Annotated in this window: 22 protein-coding genes; 10 read left to right on the forward strand and 12 right to left on the reverse strand. The window is 51.5% G+C overall.

All coding sequences use genetic code 11. The features are described from left to right. Positions 1 to 287 precede the first annotated feature (287 nt). Positions 288 to 2,111, forward strand: coding sequence for a MucBP domain-containing protein (locus KB236_08550; protein ID UIF28589.1), 1,824 nt, complete (start codon positions 288 to 290; stop codon positions 2,109 to 2,111). Positions 2,112 to 2,242: 131 nt separating this feature from the next. On the opposite strand, the gene KB236_08555 is transcribed toward KB236_08550, so the two are convergent. Beyond that, positions 2,243 to 3,130: an alpha/beta hydrolase gene (locus KB236_08555; protein UIF28590.1), complete on the reverse strand. Its 888-nt coding sequence runs from the start codon at positions 3,128 to 3,130 to the stop codon at positions 2,243 to 2,245. A gap of 175 nt (positions 3,131 to 3,305) precedes the next feature. On the opposite strand from KB236_08555, the gene KB236_08560 reads away from it, so the two are divergent. Continuing rightward, a complete protein-coding gene (locus KB236_08560) occupies positions 3,306 to 4,100 on the forward strand; it encodes a tyrosine-protein phosphatase (GenBank protein ID UIF28591.1) in 795 nt (264 codons plus the stop codon). Positions 4,101 to 4,164: 64 nt separating this feature from the next. Then, complete coding sequence (locus KB236_08565; protein ID UIF28592.1) at positions 4,165 to 5,106, forward strand: alpha/beta hydrolase; 942 nt, start codon at positions 4,165 to 4,167, stop codon at positions 5,104 to 5,106. 417 nt (positions 5,107 to 5,523) lie between these two features. Here the strand turns inward: KB236_08565 and KB236_08570 are convergent, their stop codons facing one another. Both KB236_08570 and purB read right to left on the reverse strand, forming a co-directional pair. Beyond that, the gene (locus KB236_08570) at positions 5,524 to 5,745 is read right to left on the reverse strand and encodes a hypothetical protein (GenBank protein ID UIF28593.1); all 222 of its coding nucleotides are present in this window, start codon (positions 5,743 to 5,745) and stop codon (positions 5,524 to 5,526) included. A 25-nt stretch (positions 5,746 to 5,770) separates the two neighbouring features. Then, positions 5,771 to 7,066 carry an adenylosuccinate lyase gene (purB, locus tag KB236_08575; GenBank protein ID UIF28594.1) on the reverse strand — a complete coding sequence of 432 codons (1,296 nt, stop codon included), beginning with the start codon at positions 7,064 to 7,066 and terminating at the stop codon, positions 5,771 to 5,773. Positions 7,067 to 7,339: 273 nt separating this feature from the next. Here purB and KB236_08580 point away from each other — a divergent pair, with 273 nt between their 5' ends. Together KB236_08580 and KB236_08585 are read left to right on the forward strand one after the other, a co-directional pair. Beyond that, a complete protein-coding gene (locus tag KB236_08580; GenBank protein UIF28595.1) occupies positions 7,340 to 8,626 on the forward strand; it encodes an adenylosuccinate synthase in 1,287 nt (428 codons plus the stop codon). 25 nt (positions 8,627 to 8,651) lie between these two features. Beyond that, positions 8,652 to 9,638, forward strand: coding sequence for a GMP reductase (locus KB236_08585; protein UIF28596.1), 987 nt, complete (start codon positions 8,652 to 8,654; stop codon positions 9,636 to 9,638). A 637-nt stretch (positions 9,639 to 10,275) separates the two neighbouring features. On the opposite strand, the gene KB236_08590 is transcribed toward KB236_08585, so the two are convergent. The 3 genes from KB236_08590 to KB236_08600 all read right to left on the reverse strand — a co-directional run bounded on the left by KB236_08590 (position 10,276) and on the right by KB236_08600 (position 12,900). Continuing rightward, positions 10,276 to 10,707 carry a universal stress protein gene (locus KB236_08590; GenBank protein UIF30332.1) on the reverse strand — a complete coding sequence of 144 codons (432 nt, stop codon included), beginning with the start codon at positions 10,705 to 10,707 and terminating at the stop codon, positions 10,276 to 10,278. Between the two features lie 172 nt (positions 10,708 to 10,879). After that, entirely contained in the window at positions 10,880 to 11,311 is a 432-nt protein-coding gene (locus KB236_08595) for a universal stress protein (protein ID UIF28597.1), read from the reverse strand. Between the two features lie 14 nt (positions 11,312 to 11,325). Next, the gene (locus tag KB236_08600) at positions 11,326 to 12,900 is read right to left on the reverse strand and encodes an Nramp family divalent metal transporter (GenBank protein UIF28598.1); all 1,575 of its coding nucleotides are present in this window, start codon (positions 12,898 to 12,900) and stop codon (positions 11,326 to 11,328) included. Between the two features lie 400 nt (positions 12,901 to 13,300). Between KB236_08600 and KB236_08605 the strand changes: the two genes are divergently transcribed. Continuing rightward, positions 13,301 to 13,963 (forward strand): metal-dependent transcriptional regulator, encoded by a 663-nt coding sequence (locus KB236_08605; GenBank protein UIF28599.1) that lies wholly within the window; start codon positions 13,301 to 13,303, stop codon positions 13,961 to 13,963. A gap of 127 nt (positions 13,964 to 14,090) precedes the next feature. Here the strand turns inward: KB236_08605 and nhaC are convergent, their stop codons facing one another. Continuing rightward, positions 14,091 to 15,551, reverse strand: coding sequence for a Na+/H+ antiporter NhaC (gene nhaC / locus KB236_08610; protein UIF28600.1), 1,461 nt, complete (start codon positions 15,549 to 15,551; stop codon positions 14,091 to 14,093). 353 nt (positions 15,552 to 15,904) lie between these two features. Continuing rightward, complete coding sequence (locus tag KB236_08615; protein UIF28601.1) at positions 15,905 to 16,432, reverse strand: N-acetyltransferase; 528 nt, start codon at positions 16,430 to 16,432, stop codon at positions 15,905 to 15,907. 293 nt (positions 16,433 to 16,725) lie between these two features. Between KB236_08615 and KB236_08620 the strand changes: the two genes are divergently transcribed. Further along, positions 16,726 to 17,115 carry a hypothetical protein gene (locus tag KB236_08620; protein ID UIF28602.1) on the forward strand — a complete coding sequence of 130 codons (390 nt, stop codon included), beginning with the start codon at positions 16,726 to 16,728 and terminating at the stop codon, positions 17,113 to 17,115. Here KB236_08620 and KB236_08625 read toward each other — a convergent pair whose 3' ends face one another. Then, entirely contained in the window at positions 17,116 to 17,979 is an 864-nt protein-coding gene (locus tag KB236_08625) for an aldo/keto reductase (protein ID UIF28603.1), read from the reverse strand. Between the two features lie 205 nt (positions 17,980 to 18,184). On the opposite strand from KB236_08625, the gene KB236_08630 reads away from it, so the two are divergent. Continuing rightward, positions 18,185 to 18,799 (forward strand): hypothetical protein, encoded by a 615-nt coding sequence (locus tag KB236_08630; protein UIF28604.1) that lies wholly within the window; start codon positions 18,185 to 18,187, stop codon positions 18,797 to 18,799. Positions 18,800 to 18,935: 136 nt separating this feature from the next. Here KB236_08630 and KB236_08635 read toward each other — a convergent pair whose 3' ends face one another. Both KB236_08635 and KB236_08640 read right to left on the reverse strand, forming a co-directional pair. Beyond that, positions 18,936 to 19,697, reverse strand: a complete 762-nt coding sequence (locus KB236_08635; GenBank protein UIF28605.1) for a potassium channel family protein — start codon at positions 19,695 to 19,697, stop codon at positions 18,936 to 18,938. 746 nt (positions 19,698 to 20,443) lie between these two features. Continuing rightward, positions 20,444 to 21,610, reverse strand: a complete 1,167-nt coding sequence (locus KB236_08640) for an ArgE/DapE family deacylase (GenBank protein ID UIF28606.1) — start codon at positions 21,608 to 21,610, stop codon at positions 20,444 to 20,446. Positions 21,611 to 21,803: 193 nt separating this feature from the next. On the opposite strand from KB236_08640, the gene KB236_08645 reads away from it, so the two are divergent. Further along, positions 21,804 to 22,316: a YbhB/YbcL family Raf kinase inhibitor-like protein gene (locus tag KB236_08645; GenBank protein ID UIF28607.1), complete on the forward strand. Its 513-nt coding sequence runs from the start codon at positions 21,804 to 21,806 to the stop codon at positions 22,314 to 22,316. A 31-nt stretch (positions 22,317 to 22,347) separates the two neighbouring features. Continuing rightward, positions 22,348 to 22,860 carry a universal stress protein gene (locus KB236_08650; GenBank protein ID UIF28608.1) on the forward strand — a complete coding sequence of 171 codons (513 nt, stop codon included), beginning with the start codon at positions 22,348 to 22,350 and terminating at the stop codon, positions 22,858 to 22,860. Between the two features lie 67 nt (positions 22,861 to 22,927). Here KB236_08650 and KB236_08655 read toward each other — a convergent pair whose 3' ends face one another. After that, positions 22,928 to 25,489 carry a YfhO family protein gene (locus KB236_08655; protein ID UIF28609.1) on the reverse strand — a complete coding sequence of 854 codons (2,562 nt, stop codon included), beginning with the start codon at positions 25,487 to 25,489 and terminating at the stop codon, positions 22,928 to 22,930. Positions 25,490 to 25,713 lie beyond the last annotated feature (224 nt).

Genomic DNA, 25,713 nt, shown 5'->3' on the forward strand with positions numbered 1-25,713 from the left:
TTATCTTGTTGCAACGACCAGTCTCGCTAAAGTTGATACCACTGGACTTGGACACTGATTTTTTCGAGGACTTGGCCCCCTTTAAACGTTTTTTAACATATTTATCGCCCGATTACCACAAGTTAGTTATCCTGAGCAACCAACATTTTTCAGCAAATATACGTTTATTCAAATAATATCAGTCCGCTTACATTGTTGATACAACAACATTAGCGGGTATTAATATAATTATAATTATGTTATACTGCTCTCTAATGAGTAAGCAAAAAGTATAAGGGGTGAGCTAAATGCTTAAAACAACACGAACACTTGTAACCGCCTGTCTAGCATTGATTCTCTTTGGGGGAGTCGTCAGTCCCAGTGCGGTTTATGCCGATAACTCTTCAACGGCGACAACAGCTACCGCGGCCACGACTAAGGCCAGCGACAGCGAGACAACGGCGCCTACGATTAGCTCGGTTGAGATGCCATACACCTTATTTAGCGACAAAAGTGGGCTTAACAAGGTATATACGTATCCCAAGGCACCAACCGTCTTAACCGCCGATCAAATCAATGACGACGCTTACATGGCCAAGCTGATTAAGGAAACTCCAGCTCTGGCAAACTTGCGAGATACGCTTCAAGCTATGGTTGCAGATGGGGCCAACCACAATTTAAAACAGAGCTATCTTGACATGGCCTATTCAAGTGATGAGAATGAATACACCAAAGCAGAGGTAGCGGAGATATCAGCCACTAGCATTTATAATATAGCTTGGTTAATCAGTCGAATGGCGCAGATTGATCTCCATCAACGGACTTTTGAACAGGTACAGACGGAATATCATGATTCCCTATATCTCAAACTCACCAAATATCCCGCGACAGCTTCCATACTTCAGATGTCGAACCCACTATTTGAAAATGAAGAAAATTACAATAATAGATGGAAACTAATCTACGAATCCTTCATGAACTCGGGCTCGTTCGCAGGTTACTCCGAACAAGAACTCAGTAGTCTGGATCCCGATGCCTCTTACCGCCAGACGGTCGCTATCATCAACAAGCCGATGTCCGATTTCTTCAAAAAACAAGCTGACGGCACTTACCAAATCGACGGTTTATTCTTAAACAACCTTATGGCATACAGCTTCTGGTATGAAGATAAGCCTGCCATCCCAGATCCCTTGCCCACACCACAGACTAGCCAGCCGGTAACGGTCCACTACGTCGATGACCAGGGGAAGACGTTGAAGCCTGACAAGACCTTGACCGGCGAGCTGGGGACGACCTACACCGCCACGCCACTCGATATTGAGGGGTATCAGTTATCCCAGACGACTGGCGAAGAGACCGGCACGTTCAGTAGTACGGCGAAGTCCGTGACCTACACCTACTCACCCGTTACGACAACCGGTGGTGCAGCCGATACCATTGCGCCCGAGGGGTCCGTCATCTATACCACTAAGAAGATTGGTCTCTACAAGAACGCCACCTTTACCAACCAGGCCCGCAAGCAATGGTACGCTAAGAAATCCCGAATTAATCGGCCAATGTTTGTCGTCACAGGCTACGCTAAATCCAAGAACGGGGTTGAACGCTACCACGTAAAGGACGTTAACCACCACAGTAAGACGGCTGGCCAGACCGGCTACGTCACGGCAAATGCCAAGTATACCAGTCGGGTTTACTACGCGACTAAGCAGAAGACCATTACGGTGATTAATCCCAAGGGGATCAACGCCTATGGCAAGAAGAATCTGACTAACAAGAAGGCCCACTACCGCCAAGGTCAAGTTCTGAAGGTCAAGAAGATTGTCAAACAAAACCTGACAACGCGTTTCGTCCTCAACAACGGGCGCTACATCACCGCCAACAAGCTACTGGTAAAGACGGGCAAACAGGCCCTACCTAAACGCATTCAGGCCAAGACCGCGCTGAATCGCTATAACAACGTAAACCTAACCAAGCAGAATAGACATTACACTAAGAAGACTCACGCAACCTTTAAGATAAAGGGCTGGGATTACTCTAACGCCAACGATTTCAGTAAGGGCGATACCCTGCGCTACCAGATAGCCGGGGGTTACATCACCGGTAATCGGCAGTTTGTTTCCGTCTTTGACTAAATTTAAACCGCTCTCCTGAAAATTGGGAGGGCGGTTTTTATATCCATACCGGCATTGACGCTGACCGCTCCCGTTTAACCCCCAAAAAAGGGGCGCTACCAGTCAACAACTGATAACACCCCTCCGCACATTTATACCAACTCACCCGTTAGAATAAACTGCTTAATCTCTTTAAAGGTTTTCTTCGACTCCGGTAAGTCCGGCCATAAGATATAATCATGCAACATAGACTTCATGGCGTGCGCCGTAAATGGCGTACCATCGGCGTCCGCTAGTTTCTGCAGCAGTCGCTGATCGTCGGCCCACAGCAATTCGTTGGTCCCATAGTACACCATGATGGGGCCCAGATTGTCAAAATTCCCATAGATGGGACTCACGACCGGATCGGTCACGGGCCGGTCACCAGCGTATTGATAGCCAATCTTCTTCAAGGTGGCCAACGTCAGGAACGGATCATGTTTAGCCGCGACATTGAGGTCGGGATTCATCATGCTTAGGTCGGTCCACGGTGAGATGAGAACCGTCCCCGCTGGCAATGTTTTTTGTTGTTCCTGCAACTGCTGAAGCACGGTCAACGCCAGGCCACCACCGGCCGAATCCCCCATCAAGAAGAATTGATCGTCCGGATACTGGGCCCGCAAATAATCATACGCATTCAACGCGAAGGACACGGTTTGGTCCACCGTGGCTTCGGGCACCAGAGGATAATCCACGTAAGATACGCGCAGATTGGCCTGTTGAACCAGGGCCACCATTAATTTACGATGGCCAATCGTCCCCTGCATGGTGTAGGCACCACCGTGCAAGAGAATCACGTGTTGGGGCAATGGCGCGCCGGAACCCGCAGTCAGAATTCGGCCCCCGAAAACCTCGCGTTCCTTCGTCACCACGGACTCGGGAAACTTCTGCGGGATCACGGCTTGATTCTGCCGACTAGGTTGTAAAAATGCTTGCTGCATCTGCTGTTTGAGCTGACTATGCTGGGTCTTGAAAAGTAACCATTTCCCACGCAAACTCACGACTATCACCCTATCTTTTTGCCTTCACCAGTCTCTTTCTCTCGTGTTTCTACCCTGATGCCAGTATACAGCGTTTGACGAAAAAACGCCCCCCTCAGAATCAATTACTAGGTAATTTTCGCAAAAACCGTTAGAATAGAACGCGTAGCAACTGATAGGAAAGGGTGGAAAATTAATGACAAACAACCGAATTTTAGCCGTGACAGGTGGCCACAACTTCAGAGAACTCGGGGGTTACCCCACGGTTGATGGGCACACCGTTAAATGGCGTAAACTGATTCGGACTGCCGGTTTGGCCAACCTCACCCCCGCTGATCAGCAGCATCTCAGTGACTATGGTGTCGTGGCGGATGTGGACTTCCGATCCAAGGACGAACAAGCCCAAGCCCCCGACAAGGTTCCAGCCGGCGTCAAATATCATTTTCTCCCCGTCTTTCCGGCCGACGACGAGACCGACGCTTCGGCCTCGCAGATTCAACTGGCCCAGCGTTTCTCGAAAGATGACCAATCCGGCTACCGACACATGCTGGATGTTTACCGGCAGATGATGACATTGCGGTCCGCTCAGGTCGCCTACCACGATTTCTTTGACACGCTACTGGCCAATGACCAGCCCAACCAGTCCGTCTTGTTTCACTGTACGGCGGGCAAGGACCGGACTGGGATGGGCGCCTACTTTGCGTTAAGTGCGCTGGGCGTTGATCCCCAGATTATCCGCGAAGATTACCTGCTCACCAACAAGGTTATTGCCCCCCGCATTGCGCAGCAGAGCGCCGACGCCAAGCAACGCGGACTAGGCGACATCTTCGTCACCAACATGCGGGCTTTGTACACCGTTAACGCCGACTACTTCGACGCGGCGACTAAGATCGTCAACACCCAGTATGGCGGCGCCCAGGATTACTTGCGCGACGTTCTCGGTCTGTCCAATCGCGACATTACCGATTTGAAACGCCTCTATCTCGACTAACTCACGGCCAGACTAACTGTAACTTGGTTAGTCTGGTTTTTCACCCCAGAAAGGACTTGATTGATTGAAGAAGAAAACGTTGACTTGGACCCTCCCATTGGCAGGGATTGCGGCGACGTCACTGATTGCGAGCGAACACCTTTTTAATTTCGCGTTTAAGCGGGTCAATTACGTCCCCGAAACCTCGGCGGATAAGCAGAAATACGCCGATGCCTACTACGCCTACGTGGATTGGTACAAGGCCATCCCCAAGGAGAAATGGTATCTCCACGAACACGACCCCAACAACCGGATGGTGGCGGAGTACATTCCTGCCGAGACGCCGAGCACCCGAACCGTGATTATCTCCCACGGCTACAAGGGTAACGGCGAGACCATGGCCAACTTTGTTCAGATGTATCACCGCCTGGGCTTCAACGTCTTGTTACCAGATGACCGGGGCCACGGCGAGAGTGCCGGCAAGTACATTAGCTTCGGCTGGCTCGATCGCTTGGACTATTTACAGTGGATTCAGCAGGTTATCGACCGGGCCAACGCCGACGTGAAGATTCTCCTCTTCGGCGTCAGCATGGGTGGGGCCACGATGGAAATGCTGTCGGGCGAAAGCTTGCCGCCACAGGTGAAGGCGATCATCGCCGACTGTGGCTACTCCAGCATCGAAGCGGAATTAACCTATCTATTGAAGCGCCAATTTCATCTACCGAAATACCCGATTGAACCGCTGGTCAGCACCATTTCTAAGCGTCGGTTGGGCTACTACCTCGGCGACGTGACGTCCACCGATCAGCTACGGAAAAACAAGCGGCCGATCCTCTTCATTCATGGTGAGAAGGATGTCTACGTGCCGGTCGGAATGGCCTACGAGAACTACGCGGCTACCCATGCGGCCAAGCAACTGTGGATTGTTAAAAATGCCTCGCACGCCGAGAGTTTCTGGATCAATCCCGCTCGGTACCAAGCACACGTGGAAGAGTTTCTCCAGACTTACTTTGACCCCGAACACTAGAAAAACTTTAGACGTTTAGATTTCCTTTAATAAATGGTCAAAAAGTCGTCACAGCTTTCCCCCGATTCTATTCACAAACGTCGGGTATAGTTATAACCATAGTAATTAGCCGATAGCTGTTACTACTCAATTCTATATCCAATCCCTTTTTAGATTCTCTCCCCCTAAGAGAATCAATCCCTGGTTAGGTTCCCTCAAGCCTAGCCAACTCCTCTAAACTGAGTGTCACTCCCCCTTAAAGTGACCTCACTCCTCATGAAAAATCCGCACCGTCTCTCCCCGAGATGATGCGGATTTTTTGTATTTTCGTGTGCGCTTTGCCTGCGACTGCGCCGACAATCAAACTAACGTCGACTGTCTTCAGTACGCTAACCTGCCGATTACACTAGAGGATTAGCCAATCACAGCACCGAGAAATTACAAATGCCCCCACGCGCGGTACAGGTCCGCACGGTGGTGTTGCTCCGTGGTTTCCTTGGTTGCGAGGAGTTGCTTTTGAATCGCCGCCCAGCGGTCTTCGCTGAGGAGAACGGCGCCCTGATGATTGCCTTCAATTTTAACTGGTTTTCCCGCGTTAGCCGCTTGCATCAATGCTAAGAAATTCTGTTGTGCGTCAGTCAGTGAATAGGTCGTCTTCATACGCCATTCCCCCTATAGTCGTTGGCTAGTCTAAGCCTAGTCGATGGAAAATATAATCTACGCGTCGTAAGTGATAGTGATAATCAAAGGCATCTTCAATCTGATCGGGCGTCAACCGGGCCGTAATCTCGGCGTTAGCCTCTACCAACGGCCGGAACTGCACCTGATGATCCCAAGCCTGTGCTGTCAACGGTTGAACCAGATCATAAGCATCTTCGCGGCTCAGGCCGGTCTCAATCAGCTTCAATAATAGTCGCTGACTGTAAATCAACCCGTACGTCCGCCCCATGTTGGCCTTCATCGTTTCGGGGAACACGTCCAAATTCGTCAAAATCCGGTTGATTCGATGCAACATGTAATCCAATAACGTGGTGCTCTCCGGTAAAATCATCCGTTCCGCCGAGGAGTGGGAAATATCCCGCTCGTGCCACAGGCTAACATCCTCATAGGCCGTAACCATGGTGCCGCGTAAGACCCGGGCCAGCCCCGTCACGTTCTCCGAACCGATCGGATTGCGCTTGTGCGGCATCGCCGAAGAGCCCTTTTGGCCGGGATTGAAGTGTTCCTCGACCTCATGAATCTCCGAGCGTTGCAAGCCCCGAATCTCAGTCGCAATATTTTCGACACTGGTGCCAATCAACGCCAAGGTCGCCACGTAATCCGCATGAAGATCGCGGGGCAAGACCTGCGTTGCGATCGGCTGTGGCGTAATGCCCAGCTGGTCACAGACGAAGGCTTCCACCTCGGGCGGCACGTTCGCAAACGTGCCCACGGCCCCACTGATCTTGCCGGTCTCGACTTCGACGGCCGCACGATCGAAACGACCCAAGTTACGTTGCATCTCTTCATAGAAGCGCGCCATCTTCAGCCCAAAGGTGGTTGGTTCGGCCTGCACACCATGTGTCCGCCCAATCATGACGGTCTTCTTGTACCGTAAGGCTAGCGTCTTCAGGGTCGCAATCAGGTCGACCAGACTCTGACGAATCACCACGTTAGCTTGCTTCAAGCGATAGCCCTGCGCCGTATCGACGACATCGGTGCTGGTCACGCCAAAGTGAATCCACTTTCGTTCGGCACCCAGTGATTCCGAAACGTTGCGGGTGAAGGCCACAATATCATGATGGGTGACGGCTTCAATCTCCGCGATGCGATCCACATCAAAGGTCGCGTTGGCCCGGATTTTCTGGGCATCGGCTGCCGGAACTTCGCCCAACTGAGCCCACGCTTCGTCGATGGCCACTTCAACGGCTAACCAAGATTGGTATTGATTCTCTAGCGACCAGATCTGACCCATTTCTGGTCGGGTATAACGTTCTAACATACGTTTCCTCCTATGAATATGGACTAAAACCCGAACATTATTTTAATTGTTCCGTTTATTGCTCCACAAGGTATTTTACCACAGATCATCCCACTTTCGCCAGTATTTTTCATTGATTGCGCCCCATAATTACTTTTATATAGATATAAATAGAACTTTATTAGCCATTAATATAAAAATAGTTCGCTTTTAAGTTGATTTTTAATCCCGAACTTGTTACACTAATTCTTGCTGGGTGTTCGGCCTAGCAAAATAAAGTAATGAGGTGTTGTTATGTCATCAACAGTTGTAGTCGGTAGCCAATGGGGCGATGAAGGTAAAGGAAAGATCACGGATTTTCTAAGTGAGAAGGCTGATGTCATTGCCCGCTACCAAGGTGGTGACAACGCCGGTCATACTATCGTTTTCAACGGTCAAACGTTTAAACTGCGGTTGATTCCTTCGGGGATCTTCTACGCGGATAAAACCAGCGTCATCGGCAACGGTGTCGTCCTGAATCCCAAGTCATTGGTTGAAGAGCTGACTTATCTGCACGATAACGGTGTGGCCACCGATAATCTCCGGATTTCCGATCGGGCCCACGTGATCCTGCCTTACCACATCCTGCTGGATCAAGCCCAGGAGAAGACGAAGGAAAATAAGATTGGGACCACCAACAAGGGGATCGGCCCCGCTTACATGGACAAAGCCGAACGTATCGGGATTCGCGTGGCGGATTTGCTCGACCACGACATCTTTGCCGACAAGTTACGGCAAAACTTAATTGAAAAGAATAACGTTTTAACCAAACTCTACGATGAAAAGCCATTAGACTTTGACGAGATTTTTGAAGAATACTACGCCCTCGGGCAACAAATTAAGCACCACGTCACCGACACGTCCGTCGTCATCAACGACGCACTCGACGCCGGTAAGAACGTCCTCTTTGAAGGTGCACAAGGCGTGATGTTGGACATCGACCACGGAACTTACCCATTCGTGACGTCCTCTAACCCCGTGGCTGGTGGGGTAACCATTGGCGCCGGCGTTGGTCCGACGAAGATCGACCACGTGGTTGGCGTCTGCAAGGCCTACACGTCTCGGGTCGGCGATGGTCCTTTCCCTACTGAACTCTTCGATGAGATTGGCGACACCATCCGGGAGACCGGTCACGAATACGGCACGGTAACGAAGCGCCCTCGCCGGATTGGCTGGTTCGACAGCGTGGTCCTTCGGCATGCCAAACGCGTGTCCGGCTTGACCAGCCTGTCACTGAATTGTCTGGATGTCTTGACTGGCCTAAAGACCGTCAAGATTTGCAAAGCCTACGAACTTAACGGCGAGACCATCTACCACTACCCAGCTAGCCTCGTGGACCTGGACGCTTGCCAACCAATTTACGATGAACTGCCCGGCTGGACGGAAGACATCACCCACTGCCACTCGGTTGAAGAACTACCCGTTAACGCCCAAAACTACGTGAAACGACTGGCCGAACTGGTAGGCGTGGACATTGCCACGCTTTCCGTTGGCCCCGACCGCGAACAGACGAACATTTTACAAGACGTCTGGAACGCCTAACTTACACGACTAAGGAGTGACCCCTATGCATCCTGCCGAAGTATTTGATTACGAAGATATTCAACTCGTTCCTAACAAATGTATCATTGATAGTCGCCACGACGCCGATACCAGTATTGAATTTGGCCCCCACCGCTTTAAGATTCCGGTGGTTCCTGCCAATATGGAAACGGTCATCAACGAGCCCTTAGCCGTTTGGTTGGCGCAAAATGACTATTTCTACGTCATGCACCGGTTCCAACCCCAAGAACGTCGGGGATTCATCGAACGGATGCACGACCAAGAGTTGTTCGCCTCCATCAGTGTTGGGGTGAAACCCGACGAACACGCCTTCATCGATGAACTGGCGGCGGCCAACCTAGTGCCGGAATACATCACCATCGATATCGCCCACGGCCACAGTGATTCCGTGATTCGGATGATCCAACAGATTAAGTCTAAATTGCCGGATAGCTTCGTCATCGCCGGTAACGTGGGGACGCCTGAAGCCGTACGTGAACTGGAAAATGCCGGTGCGGACGCAACCAAGGTCGGCATTGGCCCCGGTAAGGCCTGCATCACCAAGCTCAAGACCGGCTTCGGGACTGGCGGTTGGCAGTTAGCGGCCCTCCGTCTCTGTGCGAAGGCCGCGCGCAAGCCCATCATTGCCGATGGCGGTATCCGCTACAACGGCGACATCGCCAAGTCCGTACGTTTTGGCGCTAGCATGGTCATGATCGGGTCAATGTTGGCCGGTCATCAACAATCGCCGGGTAGTCTCCTGACGATTGACGGCCGGACGTTCAAGCAATACTGGGGCTCCGCTTCCGAAAAGCAAAAGGGCGCCTACCGCAACGTGGAAGGCAAGCAGATGCTAGTGCCTTTCCGTGGCGACATCGCCGACACGCTGACCGCCATGCAAGAAGACCTCCAGTCCTCAATTTCTTACGCTGGTGGCCGCAACCTGCTGGACATTCGGACGGTGGATTACGTCATCGTCAAGAGTTCCATCATGAACGGCGACAACTACTAGTCGTCCCGTTCCACTTAAACTCGTGCACCCTTGCAATACTCTAAAATCACACACAAAGTCGCCCCCTGCCGTTCGGTACACCACCGCATGACAGGGGGTGGCTTTTCGTGATGACTGCTTTACTAGAATTATTGGGTTACGTTGGTCTGAGCTGGTCGCCTTACCGTTCTCAGAATATGAGCTGGATCGCGGTGGGCAGGACGCCCCGAGCCTGAGAAACGGTCTCGGCGCTCGCTTGGAACCACCAAGGATCGGTGTTTCCAAGTCGCCATTATCTAACCGGCTGACGCCGCTGAGATAATCCCACGGCTGAGCTCATATTCTGCTTCACTCACGGCTAAGTTAGCGGTCAGCCTCGACTTTGACCTGTTTACGTGACACACAAAAGTAGCTGCCAACACGGCCGGAGGCGGCCAGGAATGGAGCCAGCCGTGACGACCCAGTTAGCTGGCGTTTTGAGCCAGGTTACTGGGTGGGACGACTTGGGAGACTTGCGGTCCTGGCAAGGCTTCCAAGCGAGGTGGAAGCCCGCTTCTTGGCTGGAACCGTTCCCCACAGCAGGCGGAATTCCTGGCAGTTGCAGGCCACTTTGTCCGCTCATATTTTGCAAACGGTAAGGCGGCCAGTTACCGACCAGTCATCGAACCACCAGAACCGTGATGGGCGCGTACTTGGCCATGTAGGCGGCTTGGCTCCCGAAGTGCCGGCTTAATCCGCGCTTGGCCAGCGATCCAATCACCAGGATATCGGGCTTAACGTCCGGAATCACATCCTTCACAATGCTCTCGCCGGGTTCCCCCGTGGTAATCATCATCCGGACATCGGCGACCCCCGCCGCCATGGCTTGCTGGCGATACTGCCGCAAGCGTTGCTCCAACTCGACGTGTTCACCGTGAAGATAGTCGCTATCCAACGTCTGGTAAATACTCAATTGTTCATTTTCCAAGACCGTCACAATCACCAACTCAGCCGCATCGCGTTTGGCCAGTTGAATCGCCGCGTTTAGGGCGAGTAAGGCATCCTTTGATTCATCCACACCGACTAAGATCCGTTTAAATTTGGTCATCAGCGGTCATTCCTCCTTCAACTCTCTGCTTATGCTCTTACCTTCCAGTGTACTCACCGGGCGGCGCCACCCGTCACGAAGCAGTCGTATCTGAAAGGTAACGCAGCAAACCACGCGAAAAAAAGCCGCTAAACTGGAAATTCCCAGCTCAGCGGCTTCAGTTATTTAAAATTATTTAGCGAATGACCAGCACGGAGATTGGCGAATACTTGGCCATGTAGGCGGCCTGACTCCCGAAGTGTTTCCGAGCGCCCTTCTTGGCCTCCGACCCGACAATTAACAGATCGGGCTTAACGTGGGGAATCACATCCTTGACGATCGTTTCGCCAGGATCACCCTCAGCCACCAACATCTTAACCTTGTTGACACCGGCGTCTTCGGCCTGCTTTTGATATTTCGCTATGTGCCGCTCCAACTCACGACGTTCACCGTGAATGTAGTCGGAATCCAACGCCTGGTAGACGTTCATATCATCATTTTCCAGAACAGAGACCACCACCAACTCGGCATCGTCTCGCTTGGCCTGATGAATGGCGTAGTTAAAGGCTAATAACGCGTCGGCCGAATCATCGACCCCTACTAGAATTCGTTTAAATGTCGTTGCCATTGCTGATCTCCTCCTTAGTGACGTTCCTGATTACCGGCTGCTGCATCGGCTGTCATCTGCTTAGCACTCCGGTGAAGTTCGTAAACGGTCCAAGCCAGTAAGACAATAATCGCGAGATTCAAGCCCCAGGCAATGACCGTTGCCATTGTGGTGTCACTGGCCGATGGCGTATTGCCGAAGAAAGCTAAGATAGAAGCCGGCATGTTGTACAGGTTCAAGCCCGTCAATAGAAGAACGGAGAACCAGCCGAGCCCCTTAATCCACCAGGAGTTCTTGAAACGCTGGCCCATTTCCAGCTTGCTATCCGTCATCATCAGCAACGGTAACATGGAGAATGGTAAGGCGAAGGCTAAGAAGACTTGCGAGTTGTTCATCAAATCATTCAACGCGGTGTGTTCATCGATCGCACTCTTACCGCTGGTTAACATGACACAGATCAGCACCGGAATAACCGAAATCAACCGGGTGACTAACCGCCGTAACCACAGTGGCATCCGCATGTGGACGAACCCTTCCATGATGACCTGACCCGTTAAGGTCCCGGTGATGGTTGAGTTTTGCCCTGAAGCCAGTAAGGCGACCGCAAACAAAGTTGACAAGACCCCGGTCTTAGCGACACCGGCCAGTAAGCCATTGCTCATGGTGCTGGTATCGGATAAGGCTTGGAACAGACCGAAGAAGGAAGGATCCTTAACTGTCCCACTCTTGAAGACAGCCACCCCCATGATCAACAGTAAAGCGTTGACGAAGAAGGCCAAGGTCAGTTGAATGTTGGAGTCGAGGCTGGCGAACTTAACGGTCCGCGCAACATCGTCCTCATCCTTATGGTTGATCTGCCGCGTTTGTGAAATCGCCGAGTGGAGATACAGGTTATGTGGCATAACCGTCGCCCCGATGATCCCTAAGGCCCCACTGATTGGCGTTTGACCGCCAACCGTTGGCGAGGACGCAATCGTCTTGGCGTTTGGAATCAAGCCGGCAAAGACACCGGCCCAGTCTGGCTTAGATAAGGCTACTTGGTAGGCGAAGACGAAGAGAATGACCAGAATCAAGCAAACCACGATGGCTTCGATCTTCCGGAATCCAATCTTGGTCAACAGTAATAAGAGCAAAACATCGAAAACCGTGATAAATACGGCGATGACCAATGGAATGTGGAAGAGTAGGTACAGCGCAATCGCCGCCCCAATAACTTCGGCAATATCCGTGGCCATGATAGCAAATTCCGTCATGATCCACAGGACAATCCCTAACGACTTACTGGTCCGGGCCCGAATAGCTTGGGCTAGATCCATCTGACTCACGATGCCAAGTTTAGCCGCCATGTATTGCAGTAACATCGCGATCAAACTTGAAATCAAGATAATGGACATTAAGAGATACTGGAAGTTTTGCCCACCGGTAATGGATGTTGACCAGTTCCCGGGATCCATGTATCCCACGGCAACCAGCGCACCAGGCCCGGAATACATAAACAGCGCCTTCCAAAAACTAATATTCTTGGGAACTGCCACCGTACCGTTAATTTCTTCTAGCGAACGGCCGTTGGCATATTCAATCAATTTGTGCTTCTTAACATTATCGCTCATGTTAAAAGCCTCCTCCTCGAAAATTCTAACCGGGATCATTGTACCGTAAAAGTTAGTCCTTGCAAATACTTTTTTAGGCCCACTTAACTTTAAAATATGAATAAATTAAGAAAATTTCGTGATTGTTAAGCGGTTACATTCCCATGGATTTAGCCTTCTCACTTGTGAAGCTGTCTTTTCTAATCCAACGAAAAGTTTTTTTGACTTCCTTAACATCCAATCGACTAAATGCCCACAAATCAACGTTTTGTCTACAAAATATACTAAACTTTCATAGCCGCCAATCTGACCAAATTCAGAAAAAGTTGCAAGATAGCCCCGCATCCACTAAAATTCATATTTGGAAATATATTTTTTAGGGGACCTTAACTATTTTTCAAATCACTGGGGAGTTGATGAGATGTTACATCATCGGAATACTTATTTAAAAATCATTGCCGAGTGCAGCTTTGCCCGGCCCCGCGTCAGCAATAAACAAATTATCCACTTTGCCGCGGTGACCCCGGCCACCGTCACCGAGATGACCCGGTCGCTCCAAGCGGCCGGGCTGGTCAACCGGCGGCGGTACACCGGCGTAACCCTCACGGCCGCGGGTCAGCGACTGGCGAGTCAGCTCCTGCACCACTACCGGCTCTGCGAGACCTTTCTCGTGCGAAAACTCCAGCTACCACTGGCTGCCGTGCCCGACCAGGCCTGGGCCATGGCGAATACATTGACGCCGGAGACCGCCCTAGCCTTGAAACAGTACCTGGCTGACCCCCAGCGTAGCCCCTTTGGTGGTCTAACCGACCCGGATAGCCTACTTGACGACCACCAGATCCAACGGCTCAGTACCGTCACGGCCCCGACAACCGTGATTCTAGAAAGCTACTTGGAGACGGCCTCATTGGTCGACTACCTGCAGCATCTCGCCTTACCATTAGGCGTGCCGCTTCACGTGACCAAGTACGATGCGAGCCTGAATTTATTCTATTTAGAAGACGCAGACCATCATGAGATTACCGTCAATGACCAGGCGGCCGACTACATCTACGCTAAAGTTGATACCCTAAAAAAGGCGTGAGCTCACTGCTCACGCCTTTCAGAGGATGCGATTATTTAAGTCCGTATTCCGGTCGCCAGTCAGTGAATTCTAGACGTTCACTGACGCCCACAGTGGCCGACGCGGAGAAATCATTTTTTGTTGGTGACTAAGCTCCTTGGCCCTCACGACCTGGTTCGGCCATGGTTGCGGCGGAAGCACTGCTGTCATCAGTGGATGGCAACCGCTTCAAGCCCACGCCCGTGAAACCACTGAGGATGGAGAAGATCGGTGACAACAGACTGAAGAAGCAGAATGGCAGGTAAGCCAGCGTGGAAACGCCCAACGTGTTGGCGGCAAAGACGGCAGCAACCCCCCAAGGAACCAGGTAGTTGATGACGGTCCCACCATCTTCAAGGACCCGACTCAAGGCTAAGTTGTCTAAACCTAGTTCGTTAAAGGTCTGTTTGAAGGCCTTCCCAGGTAAGATGACGGACAGGTACTGTTCCCCAACGAAGATGTTGACCCCAATCCCGGAGAGAACGGCGGCTGTAACCACGGAACCGGTATTCTTCAACCGTTGAGCCAGTGGTACCATGGCCGTCTGGATGATGTTGAATTTCATCAACAGACCACCTAAGGTCAGCGTCAGGATAATCAGCGAAACGGTGGACATCATGGCGCTAATTCCGCCACGCGTCAGTAAGGCGTCGACACTGGCGTTCCCGGTCTTGGAAACGAAGCCAGATTCAATCATCGTGGCAACACTGCTGAGTGACGTGCTAGGCTTTTCGATAAATAACATCACAATCCCTAATCCAACGTTGAGTAATAACGTGGCGATAGCTGGAATCTTCCGCCATGCGCAGACGAACATCAGAATGATGGGTAAAGCGGCCCACCAAGTGATGGAGAAGTTACCATTCAATGTGGCAATCGTCTTGTTAATCTTGCCCAATGCGTTGGCGTCAGAAGAACCGGTGCCCATGAAGAAGTACAGTACCAGCGATACCAAGAAAGCAGGAATCGTCGACCACATCAGGTTCTTGATGTGGGCAAATAATTCGGATTCGGCGATGGCCGACGCCAAGTTGGTGGAGTCGGACAGTGGTGACGTCTTGTCCCCGAAGATGGCTCCGGAGATGATGGCCCCGGCAACCAGTGCGGGGTTGAAGCCCATCGTGGTCCCCATCCCGAACAGGGCAATCCCAATCGTGGAAATAATGGTGAAGGCACTCCCGATAGACGTACCGACAATCGCACAGACCAGGAAGACGGACGGCACGAACCACTGCGCAGAAATCAAGTGGAACCCGAAGACCATCATGGATGGAATAATCCCAGCGGCAATCCAAACACTAATCAATGCCCCGATTAACAGGAAAATGAAGATAGGAATAATCCCCGTCTTGATGCCGTCGATAATCCCGCCGTGAATGTCATCCCATTTGGCACCACGTAACTTAGCCCATAAGATAACCAACGCAATGACCAATAATACGGGAGTCATCGGGGATAAACCAAACTTGATAACGCCTAATCCCATAACCAATAACATCACAATTAAGATAATCATGGCTTCGCCGAAACTAACCGGCTTCCAGTTTTGCTGACTGTTTTGTTCTTTCATAGAAATCGCTCCTCTTGTTTATGCCTAGATTATGTACAAAAAAATCGCCCCCGCTGCAATCAACATTGCAACAGGGACGATTTAGACTTCAACCGTGGTACCACCCAGCTTGAGCCACTGGTTCTAGACCCAGTAACTCCACTCACTAGATGGTAACGGCTCTAGTTATTCTCCGCCTGCCGAAGCAGGACATTCCACTGTATTTCGTCGTAATCACCCTGATCGGTTCGCAGCAACCACCGACTTTCTGACACCCAGATGACACGCTACTTGGTAATGGAAATTAGCGTTCGTTATTTGATTGATTTGATAATAGCACGATGAGAAAAGGGCGTCAACCTTTAATCCAAAACTTATTTAAACGACGCGGGGTATTCGAGCATCCCCCCGACCCGAGCCAAAGCCCCAGCCGTCAGCGGTTTAATCAGGTGACTACCCATCGGTACCGCCAGGCTATTATGAATTGAAAAATCTTCCGCCATGACGTAGCCACGGCTCCCAAAGAAATTCATGTCGCCGACTACGCTAACGGCGGCAAAGCCGGCCAACCGAGCCCGGGCTTCCAATTCACTCAGCAGTTGACTGCCGATAGCTTGCCCCTGCCAGGTTGGATCCACTGCCAGTGACGCCAGCGCAAGGATCGTCGTATGCCGATTTCCCCGAACGGTGACGGGACTCAATAGGCCATGGCCGACCACCTCATCAATCTTGGGCTTGGCCACAACCTCTAGGCTGGGTTGATAATCGTAGGTTGACCGCAGCCGATGAACCAAGTTACCCGCAGTTCCCGCAGTTGCTTGGGCGGGCGTAAAGGCTGCCGTAACCAATTGGTCTACCTGGTGGTAATCTTCTGGTTGGATGGTTTCAAAGCTTAAATTCAATTCATTTACCTCTCATTTCCAAAGCGGTCTGCATCAATACTGTGCTATTATACACGACTCACCATTAAATGCGAAATTTTCGTTTGGCCTTAACGATGACCTAAGTAAATCTTAAAGAGTCCCTCGGTGCTTTTCAAGCCAGTCGCCCCCGCTCGCCCCAGAAAGTTTGGTCACCACCGTTTCATTCGACGAATCCGGGCGAACCTACACCCACTGATGATAAAAAATGACTTGAAATTTGGCCGCAAAGTCCGTAAACTAGACAAAATCATTCAAGAATCGAGTTGAACCGCATGACCTCCAAATTATTTTGGGCGATCATTTCAATCTTACTGTACGTGGCCTTCGTGGTCGTCGCCATCTTCACCAACATCATTGACCCACAGCAAGTGGGCCTGGAATGGACCATCTTCTGGTATTTCACCGCTGCTGGTCTCTGCTACTACTTTTACTTCAAGAACGTCAGTTACCGCGAAGTCATTTATTACGCCAAAAAACTAGGTTATCACAAGGATGACCTAGTCTCAATGGTGACTAAATTAAAGGAAACGCAGGACGTGCCCGACCCGGACCACCCGCGCCTCTTCAGTCCCTTTGCCAAGGTGCCGCTCAGCGTGGTCAATCAATTAACCGACCAACTGGAAGCCCAGGCTAAGGCACAAGATATTCCCCGTTACCGCTAGTTATTTACGGCTGGAGTAGCTTTGCGATTGTTTGAGCCAGGCCTCATCGGCTGGATCGGGACCCACCCGTTTGCCGGCGTCTAGGTCACTGATGGCCCGCATCTCGTCTTCATCCAAGCCAAAGGCAAAGACGTCTCGGTTCTGTTGAATCCGTGCTTCATGGGTAGACTTAGGAATCACAATTTCTTCGCGTTGAATGTGCCAACGTAAAATAATTTGGGCAGCACTGACATCGTGGGCGGCGGCCAATTCGTTAATCACGGGATCGGTCAACGCGCTGTTCTTGCCCCCACCTAATGGACTCCAGGCTTCGTGCAAGATGCCCTGCGTCTCCAAGTAAGCGTGTAAGTCGTCTTCTTGGAAATACGGGTGCGTTTCGATCTGGTCGACCACGGGCTTCACCGTCGCCGTCTCCATCAGTTTCTCCAATTGCGCTTGATTGAAGTTGGAAACCCCGATATTCTTGATCTTACCAGCCTTGTACAGGTCTTCCATGGCCCGCCAACTTTCGGCGTAACCGGGAGCTGGCCAGTGAATCAAGAACATGTCCAGGTAGTCAAAGCCCAGCTTGTCCAGCGTGGTCTGAAAGGCCTTCTTGGTCTCGTCATAGCCGCGTTCACTGTTCCACAGTTTGGACGTGACGAAGATGTCTTCACGCTTCACGCCGCTCTCGCGAATGGCTTCGCCGACCCACTGTTCATTGCCGTAATATGCAGCCGTGTCGATGTGACGATAGCCCGCAGCCAACGCCCATTTGACGGCGTTCTTAGTATCTTCGGCGTTGTCGACTTGAAAGACGCCCAGACCAAGTTGGGGAATCCGGTTGCCGTTATTTAGAGGTAATTCAGGAATGTCATTATGCAAAATAAAAACCACCTTTCAAACTTAGTTCCACTACCATCATACAATATGCTGACCGTTTCCGCGGTAAGAAAGCAAGGAAATCGTAAAATTTAGGATTAAAATTTTCTTCTCCGGCCATTTTGCGTTAAGATGAAGAGTGTGGTAGTTTGTCGTTTCAGCGACAAGCTTGTTTTTTCACACCGTTTCTGACATGGAGGTTTTTCAGTTGAACAACCAAGAACCAAAATCACGCGTACAACGGTATAACTTTAATCAGGACCCTAATCGGCCTACCCGTCAACGGCCACGTAAGCCGCGACGCTGGTGGCCGTGGGTCATGACGCTATTAACGTTGGCCATCGCAATTCTGTTGGTCTTAGGCATCACTCACCATAACAAATCAGTCTCCAATACCGCTTCCTCCACGAGTAACAGTGCTTCACTCGTGGCCAAGGCTTCATCTGTCTCCGAGCAGAGTGCCTACGAGAGCTTCAAGAATAAGTACGATGATTACAACGATAACGGCATTACCGTGACGCAAAAACAAAAGTTGCAGAACATCATTAACGACGAGTCGAACAGCGCCGTGCAGTCCCGGGAACAGAAACTCTTGGACCAAGCACAAACGAAGTCGTCGGCCACATCTAGTAGCAGCGCGGCCAGCTCATCGGAAAGTAGCCACAATCCGACGTCCTTTGATTCTGTACACACCTTCTCTTCTGTTGATGACGCCCAAAATTGGGCACAAGCCTCTAAGAATCAATGGCTGCAAGCGGGCTACACGACCTACACGATTACGTCGGATGGTCAAGGAAATTACAATTTACAGTTTGTTCGTTAAACGCGACGCTCTCCGGGGCGGACGCGTTTTTTTATGGCCTCGAGTGAGTCTTGGACCTAACTGGCAGCGACAACTGCTGACAAACACAGGCAACGAATTTCATCCAAAGATTGGTCGGAGAACACAGTTCGCTCAGTTATTGACGCTGATCATGCTTGGCGGCATCCAACTGGTGTTGTAGATGGTCAACCTTCTCCGTGAGCGCGTCGATCTTCGTCAGCAGCTGGTCCAGATCCGCCTGTTCATGGTCTTCCTGTTGCGCGGCCACCCGCTGACTGCGGTCGGCCACAAAGCCACTGATGGTGCTCGTCAATAACCCAATAAAACCGATCCCACCAACCATCAGAACGCTCGCAATAATCTTGCCAAAGACCGTGTGAGGCGTCTCGTCACCGTAACCCACGGTGGTCGCCGTGGTCATCGCCCACCACAGTGAGTTAGCCAGACTCTGCTTTTCCGTGAGTGAGAAGAGAAAGGCGCTGAGAACGATGATGCTAACACTGATGGAGAAAAGATAAATGAAGCCGGTTTTATAGATAAACTGATGGTAGGCGCGGGTCCATTTGCTATTAATCCGTAAATGCCAAAACAGGTGGTGGTAGCGAATCAGCCGCACGAGACGACCCAACCGGAAGAACGCGAAGACCGGATGGAGTGGAATAATTCCCAGCAAATCGAAGGCCGACTGAATCAGAAAAATCTTACGGTCTGGTGCTAGGATGAGGCGACTAAAATAGTCAATGGCAAACACCGCCAACAACCCATTAATCAGGGTTAATTCCAGGGTACGATCGCCCCAATCCATTAACAGCAAACTCACCAAGATAATCGACAATAGCGTTAACAGTGTGATGCCCACATGATAGGCCATCAATCGGTAAGCTTTACGTTTAGCCATGTTACTCCTCTCCCCGTTTACAATTATCTTCAACTGCAAGCTGAAAGCTAAAAAACAGCTAGAATCCGTAGTGTGATAAGGATAACGCCCACTATAATAGGGTAGCCGCGCGCTGACCGCCTTACCGTTCGCCAAATTTGGTCTGGATCGCGGTGGGAAGGATCGGGAAAAGCCAAAGGACGGTCTTTTCCCTCGCTTTGAGCCGTCAGCCCGCGTCTCAAAGACGCCATTTTCCAAGTAGAACACTTGGAAAATCCCACGGCTGAGACCAAATTTGACTCACTCACGGCTGCGTGAAGGGTATCCAATTAAACTGGCTGAACGTTGCCACGCCAACGATTTCACCCGTTTAGTAGCTTTCAACCATCGTAACCGGAGGCAGCCAGAGATGGTGGTAGCCGTGACAGCGGTGTTAGCTGAGCATCAGCTTACAGCGCGGGACGTGTTTGGAGACTGGTGGATTTTGCTAGGCTTCAAACCGAATCGGAGGACCGCTTCTCAAGCCGCAGGCGGTGGTGATGACTCGTTTAATGGCGGTAAACCTTGCCAGTTGGGGACAGGAGCGTGTTCGTAAACTTTCAACCTTTAGTCTTCAATATAAACCGTCCTGGGAGAATTACCAGTCCAGCGTCCGAAATTTTAGAAGTTTGCTAGCTTCTATAGGTAAACTTAAGCATTGAACCGAAGCGACTGTTGGACAATAAAAGCGCGTCCCTCATGGTTGGGGACGCGCTTTTCTACTGGATTTAAACTTCTTCGGTCTGCTGCACACTGGCTAAAAACGCCGGTACCAGCGCCTCATAAACCGCTACGGCTTGAAGGTATTCTTTAATCGAAATGTACTCATCGACCTGATGCGACGTGTTACTGCCCGGGCCAATTTCAATGCTCGTAAAGTCCGCCTTGGCCCGTAAGAATTCGGCACCATCGTTTGCGCCACCGGACCCCACAATCTGGGTGTCGTGACCACAGACCTCATCGCTAATCTGCTTGGCGAGCTGGACCAGTGGCGCCTGGGGATTGCCGGGAATGGCCTCCTCGGGGAAGCTGTAGCTCAGATCAAGTTGGACTCCGGGTTCCTGATTGAGTTGGGCAATCAGGGCTTCCAATTCATCATAGATGACTTGGTTGGGATAAGCGGGAATGGTCCGCATATTGGCCATAAGTTCGGCGTGCGCAGGGATCGAGTTGACCTGTTCCCCGCCGGAGATTAAATCGACGTTATGGAGCAGCCCCCCCAAGACGGGGTCGGTCTGGGTATATTTAGCCATCACCGGTCCCACGGCGTTGTAAAATTTCATCAAATTATCAATGGCGTTGATGCCCTTCTCTGGTTGGGCACTGTGAACGCCCTTGCCGGTAGATACGACCTTGTAGTCAATGACGCCCCGCGCCGTATACACCACATTATCCAAGCCGCTGGGCTCCGCAATCACGAGGCCGGCAAGGTGATCGGCATAGCCCGCATCGGTCAGTTGGGCGGCGCCGTATTCGCCGGTCTCCTCACCCACGGTCGCCAGCAACCGAATACTACCGGGAAGTTGCGTGCCCTGTTCCAGGAATTCCAGCATGGTGATGACGATGGCGGCGAGGCCACTCTTCATGTCCGAGGCTCCCCGACCAAAGAGTTGATCATCGACAACTTCTCCCGCAAAGGGCGCATGTTGCCAGGCGGCTTCGTCCCCCGCGGCAACAACATCCATGTGGCCACAGAGACCGAGCTGTGGGCCAGCGTTCCCAATCGTGATGACCAAATTGTCACGGCCAGGGGCATAGGTGACCTTTTCAATTTTAGCTTGAGGATAGGGTGCAAACAGGCTGGCAATGTAGTCGGCAACTTGCGCCTCATGGTCGTTTACTGAAGGAATCTGAATCAAATGCTGTAAAATTTCAATCTTTGCTTGAGGGGTCATCCGCGTCAATCCTTTCGTCGTTTCGCTAAGTTGTTCTTAGCATACGCCCTTTTGTGCAAAAATCAAGCTATTTTTGCAATTATATTAGTTATATTCTATTTATTCGTATTTTTATACATTATTCATGAATATTCGCGACTCGTGAATGACTGCGGTATAATGAAGAGTGTGATTAATATCTAGGAGGGATTTCATGCGAATCGTTGTGCCAACCGAAGAAAATGGCTTTTTAGCCGATGAATTTAGCAAATATGCGACGGGCGATGACGTCTATGGCGGGCAACCCGTTAAGTCATTTCCCATCAAGCTTCATAAGATTCCGAAGAAGACCCAAACATTAGCGTTGAACCTCATTGATTTCGATGCCGTTCCCGTAAGTGGATTTCCATGGATTCACTGGGTCGCTGCCAACTTTCCTGGTAGTACCCGGGATATTCCGATGGACGTCTCCCGGACCAACGCCATCCCCCACGTTCACGGTCGCAACAGCAATGCCGGTTCGCTCGTGGGTAACACGGACCCACTGATCAACCAGAATTACACGGGACCCTTCCCACCGAACGCGGATCACGACTACAGTCTGACCATTTACGCGCTAAACACTAAGCTTGATTTGGCCGATGGCTTCTGGTTAAATGACCTCCTCCATCAAATTAACGGCCACGTCCTGGACACCGCCACTATCACTTTACGCGGACGCGTCTAGGGTCAATTCAGTTCAAAGAAGAAGGCTAATTATGGGACAACAATACCAACAGATCTTAGTGCCCGTCGACGGCTCTGTTCAAGCGGAGTTGGCCCTCAAAAAGGCGGTGACCGTGGCCCAACGCAACCACGCTCACGTCGATCTGCTCAATGTCTTGCGGATCAACCACTACGGCTTCTATGCCAGCGGCTCGATGCCCGGCAGCGTAATTCACGAACTGGCCACCGATGCCACGTCTTATTTAACTTCACTAATGGAAACAACCAAGGCCGCCACGGGCTTTACCGATCTCGACATTCACGTGCGGTTCGGTAATCCCAAGACCGTGATTGCCCACGAATTTGTGCGCGACCATCACAACGACCTCATCATGTTGGGCGCTACCGGGATGAGTGCGGTCGCACGGATGGTTGAGGGCTCGGTCACCGCGTACGTCAGCCGGATGGCCCAAGTCGACGTGTTGGTCGTCAGAACAGATGAAGACGGTCAACTGGTCGATACCAAACAAGTTGCCGTTGAGAACCAGGACCAACCGAAACTTTAATTTTATGATAGAAACGAAAAAGCACCGTGATTGCCACATTGGGCAGTCGCGGTGCTTCGTTATTTTCTTATAAGAGCCGTCGGAACCAGCAGACTCCATATGTCACCACGCTGAGGAGCGTGCCGATTAGGCCAACCCAGCCACCGGGAACGTGATAGCTCACGACGACGTGATTATTGCCGGGCGTTACCGGAATCGCCGTCATATCGCCTAAGACCGTTCGCGGCTTAACTGGCTGATTGTTGACCGTGATTCGCCAGCCTTGCTCCTGTGGCAGACTCAGGTAGGCCCACCGCTTCGTCGTGGGCGCACTGAGCATCCCCTGATAGTCCGTGTGTAAATGCCCGCGCTGACGTCGAAGAATCAGGTGGTGCGCACTCACAGACCGGTGAACCGCCGCCATGCAACTGGCCGGTAGGGTTGCAACCACTAGCGACTTGGGCGTTGGCCGATTGCTGGCGTATGTGATCGTCAGCGACTGACTACGCCGATACTCACCTAAGTTAATCATGCTGGTATTGCCGTCCGTCAGCATCTTGGGCGCTACGGCATGCCCGTTAACCCGCATCGTTGAATACTTACTAGAGCTGGTGGGATCAAACAGATACAGGCGGCCCGTCGCTTGCGGCGTCACGTGCCAGACGTGATTGTAAACGAAATTAGTCGGATGATTGTTCACGCGCCAGATGGCTTTGACCTGATCGTGTCCGGCAACCACCGGTACAAAGTAGGCCTGGCGACTCGGCCGCAACGCCTGTAGGATGGCCTCTTGGTTTTCAATCGCGTTAGTCGTCAATTTAAGCTGCGTGAACCGTGGACCAACCGCAAATCCCATTCCGCTGTAGCTACCAACGACAACGGTCCCGGCCTTAGTCAACTTTTGGCGAATTCCAAAGAGCATCTCCGTGACGGGCGTGAACCCTTGATTGCTCAGGCGCCGCTCGTTACGGGTGTATAGGCCCAAATCCTTGGCCATGGCAATGGTGTTGGCTAAAATGGTTGAACTGTAGGCGGTCGACCCGTTGTACCCCAGCCACATGCCGTCATTATAGGGATTGTAGTGCCCCTGAAATCCCGGTGCCACGGTCGGAGTGTCGTTGCGAATCCGGTAGAGCGTCTGGGCCGTCGTAATCGGCCGCAGTCGTTTGACGGACTGGTCGTAAGCCCGCGCATAACGCTGCTGGCTCCCGTAATCGACGCCGACCAGAGCAAAGCTAAAGTTAATCGTGACTTCAACGACCACGATAACGCCGAGCCATAACGGCTGGACTTTTCCGGTCCATAGCAAGCTGGCCGTGATGGTGAGTATGAGCAGACTGGTGATGATTGCCGGCCAATTTAATGGCAGTAGGCTAGCATAGTAGCTGGACTGGGTCAGCGTCTGCATCAACGGGATGAGCGCACTTCCCAGTAGCATCAAGCTACCGAGCCCCAGCGGAATTCCCCACCGCCAACGTCGTGGCAACTGCGAAATACCCGCGTGCCAAGCACTGCTGGCGAGGAGAATTAAGACAAAACTGAAGAAAAAACTATTGCGAAATGGATAGCCCGCGGGCGGCGTCATCAAGTGCCAAATGGTATTGAAACCGCGAAGCCACATGCCTAGAAATAACAGCAAGAGCAAGCTGGCGGCCCGGCCCTTGGCCCACCGGGTCACTTGTGGCAACCCGAAATAGGCCACGACTAGGAGCACAACCAAGGAGGATGCAAAGATGGCCGGTCCGTGATTGAGCCGCTGAAGATAGTTCGCAGATCCGACGCCCAGTTGGCTGAAAAATTCAAGACCAAACGTTGGGACGAGGTGGAAGTTTCCCGCCTGCGATTGGGTCTTCGGCGTTTCCAACATGCTTAAAACGGTGGGAAGTAACAGCGTCAACGTACTGCCCACGCTCAATAGTGAGGCGGCCAGAAAACGGAAGATGAGCCGTTGCTTAGTATGTAGCCACGCACGAATGGACTGTCCAGCGGGCCACTCCGCCGTCAACATGTAACTAAAGTAGCCCACGACGAACAAACAGGTCATATAACCTAAGTAATAGTCGGTCAACACGCTAACGAATAACCAGCCAAAATAGCCACCGGTGCGACCGGAAACCACTAGCCGATCGAGCCCCCACGTCACCAACGGCAGAAAGATGAGCGCGTCCAGCCACATCAAATTGAAGAAGTTCAACGCGACAAAACCACTGAAGGCAAACGCTAGACCAAATACAACCACAAACGACTGCTGGGTCCGCCAGTGTTCCTGCAGGTAGAATTTCATGGTTCCCGCCATAGTCGCAATCTTCAATAAGATGATGATCGCTAACGCCACGGGAATCTGACTGGCCTTGAAGAAGACGAGTAGCAGGTTAAACGGACTGAGCAAGTAGTAGGCGATGACTGGCACCCAGCTACCGCCAAATGCCTGATGAAAATTATATAAATCCCAGGTGTGGCCGTGAATGAGCCGCGTAAAGTCCGTAAAAAACGGGATGTACTGCGTCCCCAAATCCCCGATGAGGAGGTTGTGATCCCCAAACGGCGTCACCCCCCGAACCGCAAACAAAAAGGTCAACACCGCGAGGGCCAATAGCCCTGCTAGCACCGGCAAACGCCAGTGGTTGAACCGTAATCTTTCTCGTCGCATTTTTCTAAAAATCTCCCCGATAATTCAAATTACACCGTATCGACAGAGGCGCCATCAGCCCCTAACTGATCGCGTCTCTATCCGATCGTCAGCCACGTGAACTGGCCGACTGAAGCTTTTCTCATTGTACCATTTACCCTCAGCAAAATGGGGGTTGGTCAATGTAAATTTCGCTTGCACAACACATTTAATAAAACTGCTGAAGATTGAAAGTCCGCAAACAC

Origin of the sequence: Levilactobacillus brevis, from assembly GCA_021383565.1 — a bacterium.
Lineage (GTDB): Bacteria > Bacillota > Bacilli > Lactobacillales > Lactobacillaceae > Levilactobacillus > Levilactobacillus brevis_B.

Coding starts and splice junctions, on each gene's coding strand:
- nhaC (UIF28600.1), bottom strand. CDS start 15,551: ATGAAAGAACAAAACAGTCAGCAAAACTGGAAGCCGGTTAGTTTCGGC.
- purB (UIF28594.1), bottom strand. CDS start 7,066: ATGTTAGAACGTTATACCCGACCAGAAATGGGTCAGATCTGGTCGCTA.
- KB236_08600 (UIF28598.1), bottom strand. CDS start 12,900: ATGAGCGATAATGTTAAGAAGCACAAATTGATTGAATATGCCAACGGC.
- KB236_08570 (UIF28593.1), bottom strand. CDS start 5,745: ATGAAGACGACCTATTCACTGACTGACGCACAACAGAATTTCTTAGCA.
- KB236_08645 (UIF28607.1), top strand. CDS start 21,804: ATGCGAATCGTTGTGCCAACCGAAGAAAATGGCTTTTTAGCCGATGAA.
- KB236_08560 (UIF28591.1), top strand. CDS start 3,306: ATGACAAACAACCGAATTTTAGCCGTGACAGGTGGCCACAACTTCAGA.
- KB236_08595 (UIF28597.1), bottom strand. CDS start 11,311: ATGGCAACGACATTTAAACGAATTCTAGTAGGGGTCGATGATTCGGCC.
- KB236_08580 (UIF28595.1), top strand. CDS start 7,340: ATGTCATCAACAGTTGTAGTCGGTAGCCAATGGGGCGATGAAGGTAAA.
- KB236_08620 (UIF28602.1), top strand. CDS start 16,726: ATGACCTCCAAATTATTTTGGGCGATCATTTCAATCTTACTGTACGTG.
- KB236_08650 (UIF28608.1), top strand. CDS start 22,348: ATGGGACAACAATACCAACAGATCTTAGTGCCCGTCGACGGCTCTGTT.
- KB236_08655 (UIF28609.1), bottom strand. CDS start 25,489: ATGCGACGAGAAAGATTACGGTTCAACCACTGGCGTTTGCCGGTGCTA.
- KB236_08640 (UIF28606.1), bottom strand. CDS start 21,610: ATGACCCCTCAAGCAAAGATTGAAATTTTACAGCATTTGATTCAGATT.
- KB236_08605 (UIF28599.1), top strand. CDS start 13,301: ATGTTACATCATCGGAATACTTATTTAAAAATCATTGCCGAGTGCAGC.
- KB236_08585 (UIF28596.1), top strand. CDS start 8,652: ATGCATCCTGCCGAAGTATTTGATTACGAAGATATTCAACTCGTTCCT.
- KB236_08550 (UIF28589.1), top strand. CDS start 288: ATGCTTAAAACAACACGAACACTTGTAACCGCCTGTCTAGCATTGATT.
- KB236_08635 (UIF28605.1), bottom strand. CDS start 19,697: ATGGCTAAACGTAAAGCTTACCGATTGATGGCCTATCATGTGGGCATC.